Here is a 17,504-nt window from a genome sequence, read left to right on the forward strand (position 1 = left end):
ACGGTCCTCACCCGGGAAGGGTGATCTCAGCGGGGTCGTCCTCGACCGGCTCCTCCGTCTCATCCGCCGCGGAGTCCGGGCGGCGCAGCAGTTCCACGAGGACCGTCAGCACGAGGACGCCGATCGCCACGCCGACGACGGCACCGAAGGTCACAGGGCGCATCGCCACGAGGATGAGCACACCGATCGCCATCCCCGCGATGAGGATCGCGCCCCGATAGCGGTCGACCGCCCGCCCGAATCGTCCCGTGGATATCCCCCGAGCCTCCGCCGCCTCGCGCAGCGCCCCGACGCCGCTCTCGGTCGCACCGCGCACCGTCGAGGCGCTGCGGCTCGATCCGGCCAGCCAGGCCCAGAGCGCGATGAGCACGCCGACGAGAGCGAGGGCGACGATGGTGGACCCGAGGAGCGCCGTGAGCTGATCGAAGAGGGATTCGGCCGCAGCCGCCGTCATGATGGACGGACTGACGGCGCTGACGAAGAACCCGCGTCCGATCCCCATCCCCGCGGCGAGGAGCAGGAAGACGACGGCGAAGCCCGCGCTCGTCCAGAACAGCGCCCTCGGCCGGTCCACCGCCAGCAGCACGCCGAGCACGACGAGGCCGAGCACGACCCAGGGCAACCAGAACCCTGCGGCCACCGCGATCTGGTAGACCGTGCGCACCAACGCGAGGGCGTCCGCCTGCACCACCGGGATGGTGCGATCGATCACGGGGATGAGGTCGGCCACGCCGGCCCCACGCTCGGCGAGAGCTTCCTTGACGCGTTCCACGACCGCCCCCACGTCCACCGAGAGCACGCCGTCGTCGCTCAGCTGCAGTGCGGTGCCCGGGTCGTCCTGGAGGATCGCGACGGCACGCTCATGCGTGAAGCGCAGCGACTCCGCCCAGATGTCGGCGAACTGCTGCGACGACACCACCTCGTGCACGACACCGTCGATCAGCGACGACAGCCCGGACGCGGCCGGTGCTTCCAGGAGCCCGAGGGCGGCTGTGGCACGGGGCGGCAGATCGAGGGCGCGCAGCCCATCGAAGAGCTCTCCGACCACCGCATCCAGGTCGACCTGCTCATCGATGGCGGTCGTCACCTGATCGGCGACGAAGTCCTGGACGTCCGGGTCCTGGGCCAGTGGAGCGAACGTCGCGACGAACCGATCCGCATCGACGAGCTGCAGCCGCGCCCACGTCCCCATCGCCGCGATCGGTGCGAGGAGCACTGCGACGACGAGCACGATCCCGGCGATGATGCTCCGGGCCGAGACCCGGCGTCGAGGGCGACGCAGCTCCTCGTTCTCCTGCTCCAGCGCGCGCAGTCGTTCCCGCAGATCGTCGATCTCGCTCATGGGCGCCTCGTCTCGATCGTCGCGGGCGCTCAGCCCAGCAGCTTCTGCTTCGCGGCGGCGAACTCCTCATCCGTCAGCACGCCGGAGGCCTTCAGCGATCCGAGCTCCTGCAGCTTGGCGATCAGGTCGTCCGCCGCTGCGGGCGGCGCGGCCGGCGGGCTCGTCGGCGGCGCATACTGCGCAGCCGCGGTGCGGGCCGCATCGTCCATCTGGGCCTGTTGCTGGGCGGCCTCATACTGCTGCTGCTCGTACTCGCTCTGTGCGCGGCGCTCCTGGTGCCGCATGGCGGCTCCCTGCACCGCGGTCGCCGTTCCGGCGACCACCGCGGTCCGCGCGGCGAGACCGATGAGCCCCGGCCGGCCGAATCTCCGCAAGGGCATGTCATTCACCTTCCTGTTCGAGGATGTCCATCACCGCGTTCACGACGGGAGCCGGAATGCGCTCGGTGCGCAGCACCTGGCCTCCCGCGGCGGCGACATCCTGGGCCAGGGTCCGGGCGAACAGGAGCTCCAGGGCCACGACGGCCGCGGATCGTCCCGGTGGCACGACCTCCGCCAGAGCGAGGACGTCGTCCTCACTCGCGAGTCCGGCGACGATCGGCTCGAGCCCGCCGAGCGCCAGGGACCCGTCGCCCTCGTCCAGTTCGAGGATGTCGAGCTCCCCGTCCGCCGTCCTCGTCACCAGCACGAAGTCCAGCACGCGCACGACGCCGCTCGACACGAGGTCGGTCAGCGCCCCGAACGTCGCCGGGTCCGGCCGGTCGCCGTCGAAGCCCACGAGGTAGAACTCGACGGGCCCGAATCGGAACTCCTTCATGTCGCCACCCTTCGTCCGGCAACAGGATGGCACCGCGGCGTGCGGCGCGTAACCCCTCTCACCCGATCCGGGTGAGAGGCGGTACTCGGGCTCTCGCGCGGCTGTCACCATCAAGGACGGAGCGATGGAGGATCGAGGGCGGTCATGAGAAGCCGGGTGCTGGGCGACGTCGCGTTCGTCGTGATCGAACTCCGCCGCGAGCACCCGGGACCACCGGTTCTCGAGCCACTCCTGCGGCAGGTCGAAGCAGGCACCCTGCGCGTGCTGGACTTCCTCGTGGTGCGGCGGGACGCCGACGCACACCGCATCACGGAGATCGACGGCGACGACTTCGCGCTCGCCGGTCTCCGCCTGTATGCGCCCGGACTCATCTGCGTCGAAGACGTCGGACACTTCCTCCCCTGGGTCCCCGTCGGCTCGGTCGCCGCCGTGATCCTCGTCGAACAGTGCTGGGACGTCCGGTTCGTCCGCGAGGTCGAGGACGGCGGCGACCGGATCCTGGCGACGCAGGCGATACCCTCCGCGGTCGCGAACGCCGCCCTGGCGGCGACCCTGGGCGCAGCGTCGTGAGACGGCTCACCGCTCACACCATGGCGTGGACGGCCTCCCGCCGGGACGACACCCCGAGCTTGCGGTAGATCGCGCGTTGATGCGTCTTCACCGTGTTGACCGACACGGAGAGTTCCTGCGCGATCTCCGGCAGCGTGCGCGCCGTCTGCATCTGGTGGAAGACGTCGCGTTCCCGCTCCGACAGCCGATCGGTCACGGATCCGACCGCGTCGACGGCGAGGCATGTCTCGATGAATTCCTCGAACTGCGTGCCGTGATGCACATGCGCCTGCAGCAGCCGGCGCACCGCGGCCTCCCGCGGACCGAAGAGCACGACGAGGTTCTCCGCGGACGCGACGGCGAGTGCGGCCTCGCACAGGTCATGCGCGTCCTCCTGGTGGCCGGTCGCCCTCCGGAGCGCAGCCGCGGTGATCAAGGTGGCGGCCTTGACGTACGACAGCTCGGAGGCGCCCCGCAACGATCGCAGCATCTCCAGCGCCGCAGCGTGATCCTCGGCGCGACGCAGGATTCCGGACAGGGCGACGCCCACGAGCGGGAGGTCGGTACCGCTCGCGTACTTCTTCGCGATGCGCAGTGCGCGCTCCCTCCGCCCCACCGCCTCTTCGAGCAGGGCCACCGACGACTCTCGGAACGCCGGCCACGCCACCCCCTGCACGACGTCGATGGGGAGTTCCTGCACGCCGATGGCCGCCCGGCGACATATCGCGGGGTCTCCTGTGAGCGCGGCCGAATAGGCGCCCATCATGCGTGCATGCCCGGCGAGGTCGCGGCCGGATGCGGCTTCCTCCCGTGCCGCGTCGAAGATCCGGACCGCCTCCTCCGCCTCGCCGGACCAGTACGCGACCCACCCCGCGGCGGCCATGGCGCTGCCGCGCGCGAAGGTGTTCCGCGGAAGAAGAGTCTCGCGGGTGCTCTCAGTCTCGGCGAGCACGGTCGCGGCCTCCGTGAGCCGGCCGGAGGTGGCGAGGCCATAGGCGAGATGTCCGACAGCGCGGGACGTGAGCTCCCGGTCGCCCGCTTCCTGCGCCTCGCGCGCCGCCGCAGAGAAGTACTCGATCGCGAGGTCCGGCGATTCGCGACTGCGCAGCGCGGTCCACCCCAGCAGGTGGTTGAGCGCCACCCGACCGCCGTACATCCTGTCGTCCTCGGCATCGAGCAGCGCGCGGATCTCGGGACCGGACACCGCCACCTCGACGGACGACTCTGCGAGCAGCAGGCGGACGATGAGGAGGACGGCAGGGGCGGCCTCCCCCGGCGTGCGGTCGAGGATGGCCTCGGCCCGTCGGCACAGCTCCCGGGCGACGCGATGGTCCCCGAGGACATCGCTGGCCCCGGCTCGCACGAGCAGCAGGTGCGGATCGTCCGGGTTGTCGCGCAGGAGAGTCGTCGCCGTCCGCTCCACGTCGCCGGCCGAGGAGCCGACCACGAGGCCCAACCAGTGCCGGAGGAGGATGGCCCTGGCACCGGCGCGATCCCCGGCGCGCCGCGCGTGCGTCACGGCGGCGATCGGATCCGTGTGCTCCAGAGCACGGGCGGCCCGGCGGTGCACGGTGGCGAAACGGGCGGCATCCGTCCGCGCGAGGTCGGCGCACCGACGCGCGAACGCGGGGTGCCACCGGTACGTCGGGCCGTTCGGGCCGTCGAACCGGTCCAGGAAGAGGCCGAGTCGGACGCAGCTCTCCAGGAGGTCGGCGGCGTCCTCCCTCGCCGTCACGAGTGCGGCGGTCTCCGGGGTGAGCTCCGCGCAGGCGGTGCCGTCGAGCACGAAGTCGGCGAGCGCGGGCGGCAACGCGTCCAGCACGTGCTCGCGGACGTACTCGCCGAGGAACGACGCGGCCGTGGACGCGGCCGTCGACGGCAGCGCACCTCCCACGAGGACGAGCCGGACCGCAATGGGCCACCCGCCGGTCTCCTCTCGCACGGCGGTCGCATCGAGACCTCGGGGCACCGACCGCAGCAGACGACGGATCTCGTCCGTCGAGAACCGGAGCGTCTCCACGCCGACGAACGATCCGGGATGCATGAGTCGATGGCGGGACAGGGTGACCTCGATCAACGTGGTCCCGACGAGGACGAGGTGCAGTCCGTCCGGAGGCTGATCGGCGAGGAGGCCGAGAAGTCCCTCCCGCCAGGACTCGCCGGCACGGTGTGCGTCGTCCACGATGAGGTGCATCGGATGCTCGGCGTCCTGAAGCGCCGCGCAGATCTGCCGGTAGGCGCGCACCGGATCCTCGATATCGCGGCGGACGGCGAACGCGCGCCCCATGCGCTCGGCGGCGAGCGCCAGCGCATTCACCACCCCGGACGTCAGCAGCGCGGGATCGTCGTCCGAGGCGCTCAGCGTGAGCCAGGCGACGTCGTCGCGCGCCACCGCCCAGGCCATGACCGCCGTCGTCTTGCCGTAGCCGCTGGGCGCGCTGAGAACCGTCACCCCGTCGGCCTCCACGGCCGCCGTGATCGCTGCGGTCACGCGCTCCCGCGGCAGGACGCCGACGGGCGGGGCGGGCGGCCGGAAACGCATCGCCGGTCCCGGCCTCGTGGAACGTACGGGAGGCGGCATGGCAACACGAAACCACGGGCCCGAGCGCCCTTCCAGGGGGTGGGCCCGCAATCACCCGGATGAAAGTGCCGGGGACTACGCTGGCCGCGTGACCTCGCTCCCGACTCCTTCCGGCCCCGCGGCAGACCGCGCGTCCTCGCCCGCCTTGCGGACCCTGCTGATCCTGGCGGCGAGCGCGATCGTCCTCGCCGGCGTCTCGCTGGCGCGTGAGGTCTTCGGTCCCTTGGCCCTCGCGATCGTCATCGTGGTGATCTGCGAACCGATCCGCCGTCCCTTCCAGCGCCCCGGTCGGCCCGCCTGGGTGGGGACGACCGCCGTGATCGTGCTCGCCTACGTGATCCTTCTGGCGATGGCGGCGCTGCTGTGGCTCGCCGGCACCCAGTTCGCCCGTCTGGTCGGCGACCTCGCGTCTCAGGACGGGCTGGTGCGCGCCGCCGATCAGATCGTCGCCTGGCTGCAGTCCCTCGGACTCGATCAGGAGGCGGCGGATGCCGCAGCCTCGGTCCTCGACCCCGAGACCCTGCTCGGTGTGGCGGGGAGCCTGGGCAGCGCGGTGCTCGGAGTCACCACCGCCCTGTTCTTCGTCTGCGCCTACATCATCTTCCTCGCGGCGGATGCCGCTCGCTACCGGACGGCACCTGCACTCTTCGGCGCCACGCACGGCCCGGCGCTGCAGCGCATCGCCCGCCTGCAGACGGGGGTCCGCCGGTACTACGTCGTCAATGCCGCGTTCGGCGCCGTGGTGGCGATCGTCGACGGCCTCGCGCTCTGGTGGATGGGCGTTCCCGCCCCGGTCGTCTGGGCGATCCTCGCTTTCGTGACGAACTTCATCCCGAACATCGGCTTCGTGCTGGGACTCATCCCGCCCGCGATCCTCGCCTTCGTGGTGGGCGGCTGGCCGCTGCTGCTCGGCGTCATCGCCGTGTACTGCGTGGTCAACGTCGTGCTCCAGGTGCTCGTCCAGCCCAAGTTCGTCAGCGACGCCGTCGACCTGAGCCTCACGCTGAGCTTCTTCTCCGTGATCTTCTGGACCTTCGTGATCGGGCCGCTCGGCGCCATCCTCTCCATCCCGCTCACCCTGCTCGTGCGCGCCCTCGTCCTGGAGGGCGACCCGGGCTCCACGTGGGTGCGCTGGGTGAGCGGCGACCGCACCGCCCTCCCGGCGCCGGCTCCGACCCCTGAGCCCTCCGCGGTGCCCACCCGACGCCGATTCCGACGACGCTGACGCGGCGCGGGCGACACGTTCATCCGAAATCACCAGGGCGAGGCTCTTCGACCCTCTGGTCGTCGGCTGCCGTCGATGCCATATTGAAGCCGGAACCATCCATCGGGCGGGAAGGGAGACCGGATGCCGCGTCCGCTCGCGGGGCTGACCCGACGCAACCTCGCGACCGAGCTCACCGCGGGAGTCACCCTTCTGGCGATCGCCATCCCCCTCAACATCGGATACGCGCAGATCGCGGGGCTCCCCGCCACCGCCGGACTGTACGCGCTGATCATCCCGACCGTCGTCTATACGCTCGTGGTGTCGTCGCGTCAGCTGGTCGCTTCCCCCGATGCCGCCGCCGCCGCGCTGGTGGCCTCCTCCATCGGCGGGCTCGCGGTCGCCGGGAGCGCCGACTACGCCACCCTCGCCCTCGCCCAGGCGATCCTCTGCGGCGGGATGTTCCTGCTGCTCGCCGTCTTCAAGCTCGGGTTCCTCGCGAATTTCCTGTCCAAACCGATCCTCGTCGGCTTCGTCGGAGGCCTGGCGCTGGACATCATGGTCAGCCAGATCGCGAAGATGCTCGGCGTGAAGATCGACTCCGGTGCGGAGTTCGTGGACAAGGTCGTCGCGCTGGTCACCGGTCTCCCCTCGCTCAACGGCTGGTCCGTGCTCCTCGCCGCCGTCTCCGTCGCGGTGCTGCTCGTCGGACAGCGCTACCTCCGCGCCGTCCCCTGGGCGCTGATCGTGCTCGTCGCGACGACCGTCGTGGTCGTCCTCACCGGCCTCGACGGACGGGGCGTGGATGTGCTCGGCGAGGTCCCCGCCGGCCCTCCCGCGCTCACCTGGCCGGTCATCGACTGGTCGCTGTGGCTCGCCCTCACCCCCTCCGCGATCGCCCTGACCCTCGTGACCACGGCGGAGGGCCTGCTCGTGTCGCGCTCGTACTCCGAGAAGCACCGCTACCCGTTCCACGCCAACCGCGATCTGCTGGCGTTCGGCGTCGCGAACGTCGCGGCCGGCGCTCAGGGCGGCTTCGCGGTCGGGTCCTCGACCTCGCGCACCGCCGCGATGGACCAGGCGGGCTCGCGCACGCAGCTCCCCGCGCTCGTGCTCGCGGTCGGGACGCTCCTGCTGCTGCTCTTCGGCACCGCGCTCCTCGCCGACATCCCCTCCCCGGCGATCGGCGCCATCGTCGGCGTGGCGATCATCCCGCTCCTCGGCATCCGCGACTTCATCCGGCTGTGGCGGCTGGATCGGTTCGAGTTCGTCATCGGTGCCGTCTGCTTCCTCGTGACACTGTTCGTCGGGTCGATCGCGGGAATCGTCGTGGCCTTCGTGCTCGCCCTCATCAATCTCGCGCAACGCGCCTCCCATCCGGCGATCGACGTGCTGGAGACCTCGGGCGACCCCGGGGAATCCCTGTTGGAGGATGCTCGCGCCGGCACGACCACCGCACCGGGGGTCATCGTCGTCCGGCTCGCGGCCCCGCTGTTCTTCGCGAACGGCGCTGTGTTCTCCGCGGCCGTGAAGGACGCGGTCCGCACCGCGGGCCCCTCCGCCGTCCAGCATGTCGTGATCGACATGGAAGCCGTCACGGACGTCGACGTCACCGGAGCCGAGGCCTTCCAGGCGCTCCGGGAGTGGCTCGACACCCAGTCGATCTCGCTGGCCTTCAGCCGCGTCCGTCCGAACACTCTCCGCCGCCTCCGCACCCTGGGCCTCCTCGACCGGGAGACCGTCTACGCGACCAACCGCGCGGCGATCACCGACCTCTCGCCGACCGATGCCGCCTCGCCGGCTCCGAACAGGAAGGGCAGCTGAATGGGTGCCGTCATCGGGGAGATCCTCCCCCTCGCCGTGGGTGTCGCGATCAGCCCCGTGCCGATCATCGCCGCGATCCTCATGCTCCTGTCCCCGAAGGCGCGGGTCACGAGCATCGGGTTCCTCCTGGGATGGATCGTGGGCATCGTCGCCGCGGTCACCGTCTTCACCCTGCTCTCCGCCGTGCTTCCGGAGGAGGATCCCGACGCCTCCCGGCCGATCCGCGGCGTCATCCAGCTCATCCTCGGCCTCCTGCTGCTGGTCCTGGCCGTCGGTCAGTGGCGCAAACGCCCGAAAGCGGGGCAGCCCGCGGTCCTGCCGTCATGGATGAAGGCGATCGACACGATGTCGTTCGGCACCGCCCTCGGTCTCGGGCTCCTGCTGTCGGCGGTGAACCCGAAGAACCTCCTCCTGGCGGCCGGCGCCGGCGTCGACATCGGCAGCGCGTCGCTGGACGCGGGCTCCACGATCCTCGTGATCTCCGTCTTCACCCTGATCGGGGCATCGACGGTCCTCGTTCCCGTCATCGGCTATCTCGTCGCCGCCGCACGACTTCGCGCGCCGCTCGACGCCCTGCGCGGTTGGCTCGCCGCCGAGAACGCGGTCATCATGGCCGTGCTGCTGCTCGTCATCGGCGTGTCCATGATCGGCAAGGGCATCGGCAGCTTCTGAGCACAGCGTCCGGCTGGCCGAGGAGATCACCCGGATGAACGCCGCTCGCATCCGTGACCACGGCGCCCGCGCGGCAGTACTGTGCGGGGAAAGGCGGTTCGGCAGAGATGAAGGAGATGGACATGGCCCGTGACTTCCAGGGCAGGATCGAACTCGACGTCCGCGATTCGGAGGCGGACTGGGAGGCCTTCCTCCCGGCGAAGCCCCGTGAGGGAGCACCCAACGTGCTCGTCGTCCTCTACGACGACACCGGCATGGCGGCCTGGTCCCCCTACGGCGGACGGATCAACATGCCGACCATGGACCGCCTGGCGCAGAACGGTCTGACGTACTCCCAGTGGCACACGACGGCGCTGTGCTCGCCCACCCGCTCGACGTTCCTCACCGGACGCAACCACCACCTCAACGGGTTCGCGACGATCTCGGAGTCGTCGACGGGATTCCCCGGCTACAACTCCCACATCCCCGACTCGAACACGACCATGGCCCACGTCCTCCGCGACGCCGGCTGGTCGACGTTCTGGGTGGGCAAGAACCACAACGTCCCGATCGACGAATGGACGGCCGGCGCCTCGAAGAAGCACTGGCCGCTGGCGCAGGGCTACGACCGCTTCTACGGCTTCATCGGCGGGGAGACCAACAACTGGTACCCCTCCCTGGCCGAGGACAACCACTACATCGATCAGCCCTATCTCCCCGAAGACGGCTACCACCTCTCGAAGGACCTCGCCGACCAGGCGCTGTCGATGATCCGCGACGTCAAGCAGACCGAGCCGGACAAGCCCTGGTACCTCTGGTTCTGCCCGGGCGCGAACCACGCCCCGCACCACGCGCCGCAGGAGTACATCGACAAGTACAAGGGCGTGTTCGACGACGGCTACGAGGCGTACCGCGAGTGGGTCCTCGCCCGGATGATCGAGAAGGGCATCCTCCCGGAGGGCACCGAGCTCACCGCGCTGAACCCGATGCCCGAGGGCACCTTCACCCAGACCGACGAGGTGCGCCCCTGGGACACCCTGAATGACGACGAGAAGGCCATGTTCTCGCGCATGGCGGAGGTCTACGCCGGTTTCAGCGAGTACACCGACGCCCAGGTCGGCCGCATCGTCGACTACCTGGAGGAGTCGGGGCAGCTCGACAACACCCTCATCATCTACTGCGCCGACAACGGCGCGTCCGGCGAGGGCAGCCCGAACGGCTCCGTCAACGAGGGCAAGGTCTTCGGCGGGTACCCGGACGACGAGGCCGAGAACCTCCGCCTGGTCGACAAGCTCGGCTCCCCCGACACCTACAACCACTACCCGACGGGGTGGGCCGCGGCCTTCTCGACGCCGTACAAGATGTTCAAGCGCTACACCTACCAGGGCGGCGTCTGCGACCCACTGGTGATCCACTGGCCGGCCGGCATCAGGGCGCGCGGCGAGGTCCGCCATCAGTACCACCACTCCACCGACATCGTGCCCACGATCCTCGAGGCCTGCGGCGTCGAGTTCCCGGAGGTCTACAACGGCATCGAGCAGACGCCGCTCTCCGGTGTCTCGATGGCCTACTCCTTCGACACGACCCCGGAGGCGCCGACGGAGAAGGAGACGCAGTACTACGAGATGTTCGGGCAGCGCGGCATCTGGCACGAGGGCTGGAAGGCCGTCACGGTGCACGGTCCGGTCAGCGGCACGGGGCACTTCGACGAGGACGAGTGGGAGCTGTATCACAGCGACGTCGACCGCGCCGAGGCCGTCAACCTCGCCGCGGAGCACCCGGACAAGCTCGAGGAGCTCAAGGCGCTCTGGATGGAAGAGGCGAAGGCCAACGCGGTGCTCCCGCTGAACGACCTCCAGATCATCGGAAACCCGAAGGACTTCGAGACCTTCGTGGCGATGGAGTTCCATCAGCCCGCGCCGCCCTCCGGCCGGTTCGTCTACTATCCGGGGACCAGCGAGGTGCCGGAGCGGTCGGCGGCGAACACCCACGGCGTCTCCTTCAAGATCGCGGCGGAGGTCGAGTTCACGCCCGACACCGAGGGCGTCATCTTCGCGCACGGCTCCCGGTTCGGCGGCCACGCTCTGGTGGTCAAGGACGGCCAGGTGCACTACGTCTACAACTTCCTCGGGATCCCGCCGGAGGACCGCATCTCGGGACCCGCCCCGACCTCCGGGAAGCACATCGTCGGGGTCGAGTTCGTCAAGGAGCGCATGGGCGAGTACCGCGAAGGCGTCGGACCCGCGCGCCTCTACATCGACGAGGAGAAGGTCGACGAGAAGCAGATCCGCACCGTCCTCGGCCACTTCTCGCTCTGCGGCGAGGGTCTGACGATCGGGCGGGACAGCGCCGACCCCGTGTCGTCCCTGTACGGGTACGGGTTCGACTTCCGCGGCGGGAGCATCGCCCAGGTCGTGTTCGACATCGCCGACGACGCCTACCTCGACCTGGAGGCGCACCTGGCGGCGGCCATGGCCCGCGACTGAGGACCCCGGCGGCCGCCCTCGCCCTCAGAGCAATCCGAGGGCCTGGGCGGCCGCTGTCACGCCATCGCGATCCGAGACACCGAGCTTGCGGTAGATGTTCCGCACGTGCGTCTTCACCGTGTTCGGGGAGATGTACTCCTGCTGGGCGATCTGCCGCAGCGTGGCGTTCCGGCTCAGCGCGCTCAGCACGATGCGCTCCCGCTGCGTCAGCTCCTCCTCGACGAGGACACCGGCGGCGGCGAGCCGCTCCCGCACCCGATGCGCGAAGTGCGTGCGCGCCCCGGCCGTCGCCCGGGCCGCGAGCAGCCGCGACACGACGGGTCCTGCTTCTGCGATGCGGCGCACGTGGTCCTCCGGCTCCGCGAGGGCGAGGGCAGTCGCGAGCGCCAACTGCGCCCGATCCGGCTCCCCGTCGTGCACGTCGAGCTCGGCTTCCACCAGCCACGCGTCGATCATCGAAGCAGGAAGCAGACACGGGGTCGCCCCCTCCAGCACCGACGCCAGCGCACCCCGGGCGATGCCGTCCCGGCGGTCGTGCGCGGCGGCGATAGCGCGGAGCACGAGCACATCCCCCGTATCCCCGAGCGCGTCCTCCATGTCCGCAATGAAACGGTCGCGGAGCGTCGGCTCCCCCAGCCGGTCGAAGGCATGGACGGCGAAGGGCCCCATCATGGCGTACCAGTGCGGCGGAAGCGGCAGATCATCACGGGGGGTCAGGGTGTCCAGGAGCCGCACGGCCGCCTCGCAGGGATCCGCGGACCGGTCCGCCTCGAGCAGCCCGCGCATCCCCTGCAGGCCCCGCGCGATCGCGGTCTCTCCGCCGTCGGCGATCACCCGCGCCGCCGTGTGCAGGGTCTGCGCCTCGTCGATGGTCTGCATGCCCTCGTAGGGTGCCCAGAAGCGCCAGACCCGCGTCACCTCGAAGAAGGGATTGTCCGGCTCGTCGAACTCGTGCCAGCGGTGCTCGAGAGCGGCTCCCGCGACGATGGCGTCGCGGAGCCTCCCGCGGAACAGCACGCTGGTGGCGAGGACAGCTTCGGCCTGCAGCTCCGCCGCGCGCGCCCCGATCGCTCGCGCGAGATCTCCCGCGAGTCGCGCGGTCGCCTCCGCCTGATCCAGCCGTCCGATGTAGAGCTCCGCCGTCGCGGCCTCCAGGAGGGCGTAGGTGTCGAGCTGCTCCTCTCCGCTGAGGCCGCGGAGGGCGGCGCCCGCCCCGTCGAGCGCCTCGGCGATCCCGCCCCGTCGCAGCGCAGTGTGGAGTTCGATCCCGTGCCGCCACCGACGGTCGACGTCGGACTCCCCCGCGTCGACGGACGGAACGATCACGGCGGCCGACGGGTCCCCGCAGGACAACTCCGCCGCGGCGATCAGCATCCGCACCGTCGGCACCGATCGCAGGGCAGCCGGCAGCTCCGCCATCACCTGCCGCACCGCGTCCGCGCGGCCGTCCAGCACGAGCTGCATCCCACAGCGCCGCAGGACGCCGGTCGTGCAGGCCGTCTCCCCACCGCGGACCGCGTGCCGCAACGCGAGGAGAGGCTCCTGTCGCGCGGCGAACCAGTCCGCCGCCCGACGGTGGAGCTGCTCCTCTCGGTCGGGGCCGCCTTCCCGCAGCCGGCCGAGGAGGAACTCCCGCAGCAGTGGCGGATAGTGGTAGCGGGGCGGGTCCGCGGCGTCGGGTCCCGCGAGAACGGTGAGGCGGAGCAACCGGTCGATCAGGGCCGTCACGGCCCCGGCTTCCGAGAGCACTGCGGCGAGTTCGGCGGTGAAGGTCTCCACGACCGCCGTCGCCTCCAGGAATGACCGGAGCTCGCCGTCCAGGTCGCCGAGGACCTCCTCGACGAAGTAGTCCGCGACTTCGGGGGCGTCTCCGCGGAGCGGACGGGAGAGCACGGTCTGCGCCCCCGCGGCGTCGAGCATCATGAGCTGCAGGCCGGTCGCCCATCCCTCGGTTCGGGAGAGCACGGAGCTGATCTCCCCCTGGGAGAGCCGGATACCCCGCGTGCGGAAGAACGCCCTGACCTCGGTCGGGTCGAACGCGAGCGCGCGGGCGTCCAGTTCGAGTGCCACCCCCGCGATGCGTCGACGCGCCAGAGGGATGGCTCTCGTCCCTCTGCCGGAGAGCACCACGTGCACGTTGCCCGGGGCGTTCTGCACGAACGTCGAGATCAGCTGCGCGGTCTCCTCGTCCTCCACACGGTGCACGTCGTCGACGACGATGACGATGCGCCCCCTCGCCTCGCTGAGGGCCCGGGCGAGCGCCCGCGCCGTGGCCGCGGACCGCAGGGAGGACACCTGGGACAGCGCGTCCTGCAAGCCGGGATCGTCGATCCGCTCGAGGGCCGCACGCACGAGCGGCAGGTCCGCCTCCCCGCGCTCCAGCGCCACCCACACGAGCGCGATCTCCGCATCGGCGCGGAGATCCTGCGCCCACTGCAACAGCAGCCTGGTCTTCCCTGATCCTGCCGGCGCGCTCACGAGCGTGAGCGTCCACGGCCCGTCCATCGCGGCCGTCAATCGCGAGAGCAGGCGCTCTCGACGGACCTCGCCCTTCACCGCAGCGGGTCGGGGACTCTCGTCCGTTCCCGCCCTCCGTACACTGTGCAGCACTCGAAACCCCCCGATTTCGATCTTGCTCCCCCTCGCGGGCAGTCTATTGCATGGTGGGAGCGGTCCCGCAAGAGGTATCGCGGACCGGGCTCACTCGGTGACGCCGGCGCGCACCGGCCGTCGGATCGCCAACAACGCCGGCACCAACGCCCCGAAGAACAGCGCGAGGGCCACGCCCAGGAACGTCTCGAGGGTCCGCTCCAGGAAGCGCGCGGTCGGCGATTCGGCCGATGTCGACAGCAGCAGGGTGAGGACGAGGAAGGTCGTGAAGGCGGGGGCGACATACCACCGGCTCTCCTGGACCGCGCCGAGACACCCCAGCACGACGCCGATCGCGAGGCCGATCACCGCACCACTCGGAGACAGCAACGAGAAACCGGCGGCCGCCAGCGCTCCGATGAGCACCGACGCCGCCCGACCGACGCTGCGGAGGACGAGCTGCCCGCGCACGGGACGCATCACGAGCAGCACGGCGCCCGTCGCCCAGCCCACGTGCTCGGCCCCGGTCGCGAAGCCGATGGCGGCCGCCGTCCCCGCGGCGGCGCCCAGGAGAATCCCGTAGATCAGCAGGGCTCGCCCCTTGGGCATGGCCGCCGGGGCCCGCGCACCCGCCCCGTGCTCCGGCCACAGCAGCGCGATGAGCCACGCGTAGATCGAACCCGTGACGATCGCGCCCGCCAGAAGGAGCGTCGTCGAAGACGGGGGGAAGCTCAGACCGATCCCGACCATGGGCAGGACAAGGGTCAGAGCGAGCTGTCCGGCGCGCTCCCGCGCGGCGAGCATGCTGGCCAGCACCGCCAGCACGGCCAGGGCGAGCACGGCGAAGATCGGTACGAGGGAGAGGGTGGCGCCGAGCAGGAGCCCCAGCGCCACCAGCGCCCCCAGCACCGGGATCGCCGAGCGGGCCCGCCGCCGCGGGGGCAGTCCGATGACGGCCGCGGGCAGGACCCCGATGCTCAGCGCCAGCGCGAGAGCGGGGTCGAACGGTGCGACCGCGATCGGAGGCACGGCGTACAGGACGCCGAGACCGAACCGCGACCACCGCCACGTCAGTCCCCCGCGCGCCGCCATCATCGTCTCGCTCTCCGGTTCCGCCTGCGGTCGGGCATGCTATCCCCCGGTATCGATCGCCCCACGGATCCCTCGTGCCGTCAGCCTAGGCAGGCGGTGGCCGCGCGTCACCGCTCGTCGGGCACTTCACCCGGGTGAACGCCCCCGCGCTCCTCCCGATCCGCCGCGGCCCGGAGCCCGACATCGACGGCAGGGTGCACGCGGCCCGCCTCCACCAGCCCGGCGTACCAAGGGGTCCGCGCCGCGACGACGGCCGCCTCCTCCGGCAGAGCCGCGAGGTGGAGCTGCACACCGAGTTGAGCCAGCTCCCGGTCGAGCGCCTCCAGGGTGTCGAGCACGGTGATGGACATCACCACCTGCTGCGGCAGCCCGAGCACGAGCGTCCGCACCGGCTCGGCCTGAGCCGCGACCGTCTGGACGATGAGCCGCTGGTTGGCGAGCGCGTTCGCGGTGTACAGCCCCCGTTCCGGTTCCAGACCGAGAGCACTCCCCCTCCGCCCCACGACCCGGACCCGGGGGATGTTGAGCTCCCGCAAGACGAGGACGAGGGTCACCACGACCCCGACGGCCACCGCAGGAAAGAGTCCCGCCGTGAGGCCGATCGCCGCGACCGCGGTCGCGACCCAGAAGTCCACTCCGCTGATGCGCGCCCACCGCACGAGCTCGGGGATGTTGATGAGTCCGGCCACCGCCGTGAAGACCATGGCGGCCAGCGTCGCCTCCGGCAGCAGGCTGAGCACAGGAGCGAGGAAGAGCGCGACCAGGACGGCCAGCGCGACCGTGGTCAGCGTCGCCAGCTGGGAGCGGGCGCCGGCTCCCTGGTTGACCGCGCTCTGCGAGAATCCGCCTGCTGCGGGCATGGCCGCGAAGAATGCGCCGACGGTGTTCGCCGCCCCGGTCGCGAAGAGCTCCTGGTCGCTGTCGATCTGCGGCTCCGTCGCCTGGCGCAGGCTGCGCGCGACGGCAGCGGACTCGAGGAAGGCCATGACGGCGATGGCGAGCGCTCCCGGCACGAGGGCCGCGGCCTCGGACAGGTCAGGGATGCCCGGAACGGGCAGACCACCGGCCACAGGGGCGATGAGATCGACCCCGAGTTCATCGATCCCGCCGACCCCGACGAGCAGCATGCCTGCCGCGACGACGACGAGGGTGCCCGGCACCCGCGGAGCGAAGCGCTTGAGGAGCAGGAGGGTGGCGATGGATCCGGTCGAGAGGAGCAGCGTGGGGACGTTGACGCTGTCGAACGCCCCTCCCACGGCGACCAGGGACCGGAGGAAGCCGTGGCCGGAGAAGTCGAACGACTCCCCGAGGAGTTTCGGCAGCTGGCCCACGGCCACCGTCGCCCCGACCCCGATCTTCAGTCCGAGCACGGTGGCTCCGCTGATGTTCTCGACGAGCGAGCCCAGGCGGCACGCCCGCGCCAGCAGCAGCACCGCCCCCACCAGGAGGGTGAGCATCATGAGCGCGCCGAGAGCGTCGTCCGACCCCGCAGCGACGCCCGCCGAGACCAGCGTCGTCGCGGTGAGGGTGGCGATGGTCGAGGTCGTCGAGACGCTCATCGCCCTGCTGCCGCCCAGAAGAGCGTAGACGAGCATCGGCACGATGCACGTGTAGAGGCCGACCTGCACCGGGAGGTCGGCGATCGTCGCGTAGGCCATGGCCTGCGGCACCACCACCGCACCCGCGGAGAGGCCGGCGAGGACGTCCCGCACGATCCACCGGCGCTGGTAGCCGTCCAGAGTGCTCATCAGCCAGGACGGTCTGCGCACTGCGCTCATCTGGGCTCCCTCCGCCGTCGAGGGAAGCGTACTGCCGACGCTCCGGCGGCGTCCGGCCGAGGACGCGTCGCGGACCCGAGTCACCCGGGTGAACTCCCCACGGAACCGGTGCGGAGGATCACGGCCGCCGGTATGTTCCGAGCGTGCCCCGGCGACGGCGGCACCGAGAAAGGAGCAGTCATGGGATTTTGGGCATCGTTCTGGGACATCATCTGGTGGTTCCTGTGGATCTTCGCCTTCACCGCGTACCTCTTCGCTCTGTTCGCGATCATCGGAGACCTGTTCCGCGATCACAAGCTGAGCGGCTGGTGGAAGGCCGTGTGGATCTTCTTCCTGATCTTCGTGCCGTTCCTCACCGCCCTCGTCTACCTCATCGCCCGCGGCAACGGCATGGCCGAACGCAGCAGCGCCGAGGCGCGTCGGGCGCAGGAGGCCGCGAACGCCTACATCCAGCAGGTCGCCGGCAGCAGTCCGAGCGAGGAGATCGCGAAGGCCAAGGCACTCCTCGACGCGGGCACCATCACGCCGGACGAGTACTCCCTCATCAAGGCGAAGGCGCTGCAGTAGGCCGCGGCCGGCCCCCACCATCGCG

General features: G+C 70.8%; 13 protein-coding genes. 6 read left to right on the forward strand and 7 right to left on the reverse strand.

Features of this window, described 5'->3' with window-relative positions:
* Window positions 1–7 precede the first annotated feature (7 nt).
* Genes AB0P08_RS09605 through AB0P08_RS09615 form a run of 3 tightly spaced genes read right to left on the reverse strand, consistent with a single transcriptional unit; the run spans window position 8 to window position 2,158 of the window.
* Window positions 8–1,342 carry a hypothetical protein gene (locus AB0P08_RS09605; protein WP_363589585.1) on the reverse strand — a complete coding sequence of 445 codons (1,335 nt, stop codon included), beginning with the start codon at window positions 1,340–1,342 and terminating at the stop codon, window positions 8–10.
* A 29-nt stretch (window positions 1,343–1,371) separates the two neighbouring features.
* Window positions 1,372–1,722, reverse strand: a complete 351-nt coding sequence (locus tag AB0P08_RS09610) for an SHOCT domain-containing protein (RefSeq protein ID WP_363589587.1) — start codon at window positions 1,720–1,722, stop codon at window positions 1,372–1,374.
* A gap of 1 nt (window position 1,723) precedes the next feature.
* The gene (locus tag AB0P08_RS09615) at window positions 1,724–2,158 is read right to left on the reverse strand and encodes a DUF6325 family protein (protein WP_363589589.1); all 435 of its coding nucleotides are present in this window, start codon (window positions 2,156–2,158) and stop codon (window positions 1,724–1,726) included.
* A gap of 144 nt (window positions 2,159–2,302) precedes the next feature.
* Here AB0P08_RS09615 and AB0P08_RS09620 point away from each other — a divergent pair, with 144 nt between their 5' ends.
* Window positions 2,303–2,728, forward strand: coding sequence for a DUF6325 family protein (locus tag AB0P08_RS09620; protein WP_187663785.1), 426 nt, complete (start codon window positions 2,303–2,305; stop codon window positions 2,726–2,728).
* 13 nt (window positions 2,729–2,741) lie between these two features.
* On the opposite strand, the gene AB0P08_RS09625 is transcribed toward AB0P08_RS09620, so the two are convergent.
* Window positions 2,742–5,249: a winged helix-turn-helix domain-containing protein gene (locus tag AB0P08_RS09625; protein WP_363589591.1), complete on the reverse strand. Its 2,508-nt coding sequence runs from the start codon at window positions 5,247–5,249 to the stop codon at window positions 2,742–2,744.
* Window positions 5,250–5,376: 127 nt separating this feature from the next.
* Here AB0P08_RS09625 and AB0P08_RS09630 point away from each other — a divergent pair, with 127 nt between their 5' ends.
* The 4 genes from AB0P08_RS09630 (at window position 5,377) to AB0P08_RS09645 (ending at window position 11,453) form a co-directional block, all read left to right on the forward strand.
* Entirely contained in the window at window positions 5,377–6,513 is a 1,137-nt protein-coding gene (locus AB0P08_RS09630) for an AI-2E family transporter (protein WP_363589593.1), read from the forward strand.
* Window positions 6,514–6,636: 123 nt separating this feature from the next.
* Entirely contained in the window at window positions 6,637–8,316 is a 1,680-nt protein-coding gene (locus tag AB0P08_RS09635; RefSeq protein ID WP_363589595.1) for a SulP family inorganic anion transporter, read from the forward strand.
* Window positions 8,317–8,988: a GAP family protein gene (locus AB0P08_RS09640; protein ID WP_363589597.1), complete on the forward strand. Its 672-nt coding sequence runs from the start codon at window positions 8,317–8,319 to the stop codon at window positions 8,986–8,988. It begins immediately after the preceding gene.
* A 122-nt stretch (window positions 8,989–9,110) separates the two neighbouring features.
* Entirely contained in the window at window positions 9,111–11,453 is a 2,343-nt protein-coding gene (locus AB0P08_RS09645) for an arylsulfatase (protein WP_363589599.1), read from the forward strand.
* A 24-nt stretch (window positions 11,454–11,477) separates the two neighbouring features.
* On the opposite strand, the gene AB0P08_RS09650 is transcribed toward AB0P08_RS09645, so the two are convergent.
* From AB0P08_RS09650 to AB0P08_RS09660, 3 genes are all read right to left on the reverse strand, one after another.
* The gene (locus tag AB0P08_RS09650; RefSeq protein ID WP_363589601.1) at window positions 11,478–14,063 is read right to left on the reverse strand and encodes a winged helix-turn-helix domain-containing protein; all 2,586 of its coding nucleotides are present in this window, start codon (window positions 14,061–14,063) and stop codon (window positions 11,478–11,480) included.
* 90 nt (window positions 14,064–14,153) lie between these two features.
* Window positions 14,154–15,137, reverse strand: a complete 984-nt coding sequence (locus AB0P08_RS09655) for an FUSC family protein (protein WP_363589603.1) — start codon at window positions 15,135–15,137, stop codon at window positions 14,154–14,156.
* Window positions 15,138–15,241: 104 nt separating this feature from the next.
* Complete coding sequence (locus AB0P08_RS09660) at window positions 15,242–16,882, reverse strand: SulP family inorganic anion transporter (RefSeq protein WP_363589605.1); 1,641 nt, start codon at window positions 16,880–16,882, stop codon at window positions 15,242–15,244.
* Between the two features lie 210 nt (window positions 16,883–17,092).
* Here AB0P08_RS09660 and AB0P08_RS09665 point away from each other — a divergent pair, with 210 nt between their 5' ends.
* Window positions 17,093–17,479, forward strand: coding sequence for an SHOCT domain-containing protein (locus AB0P08_RS09665; RefSeq protein ID WP_025103101.1), 387 nt, complete (start codon window positions 17,093–17,095; stop codon window positions 17,477–17,479).
* Window positions 17,480–17,504: the final 25 nt, after the last annotated feature.

It is taken from the genome of Microbacterium meiriae (assembly GCF_040686935.1).
Lineage (GTDB): Bacteria > Actinomycetota > Actinomycetes > Actinomycetales > Microbacteriaceae > Microbacterium > Microbacterium meiriae.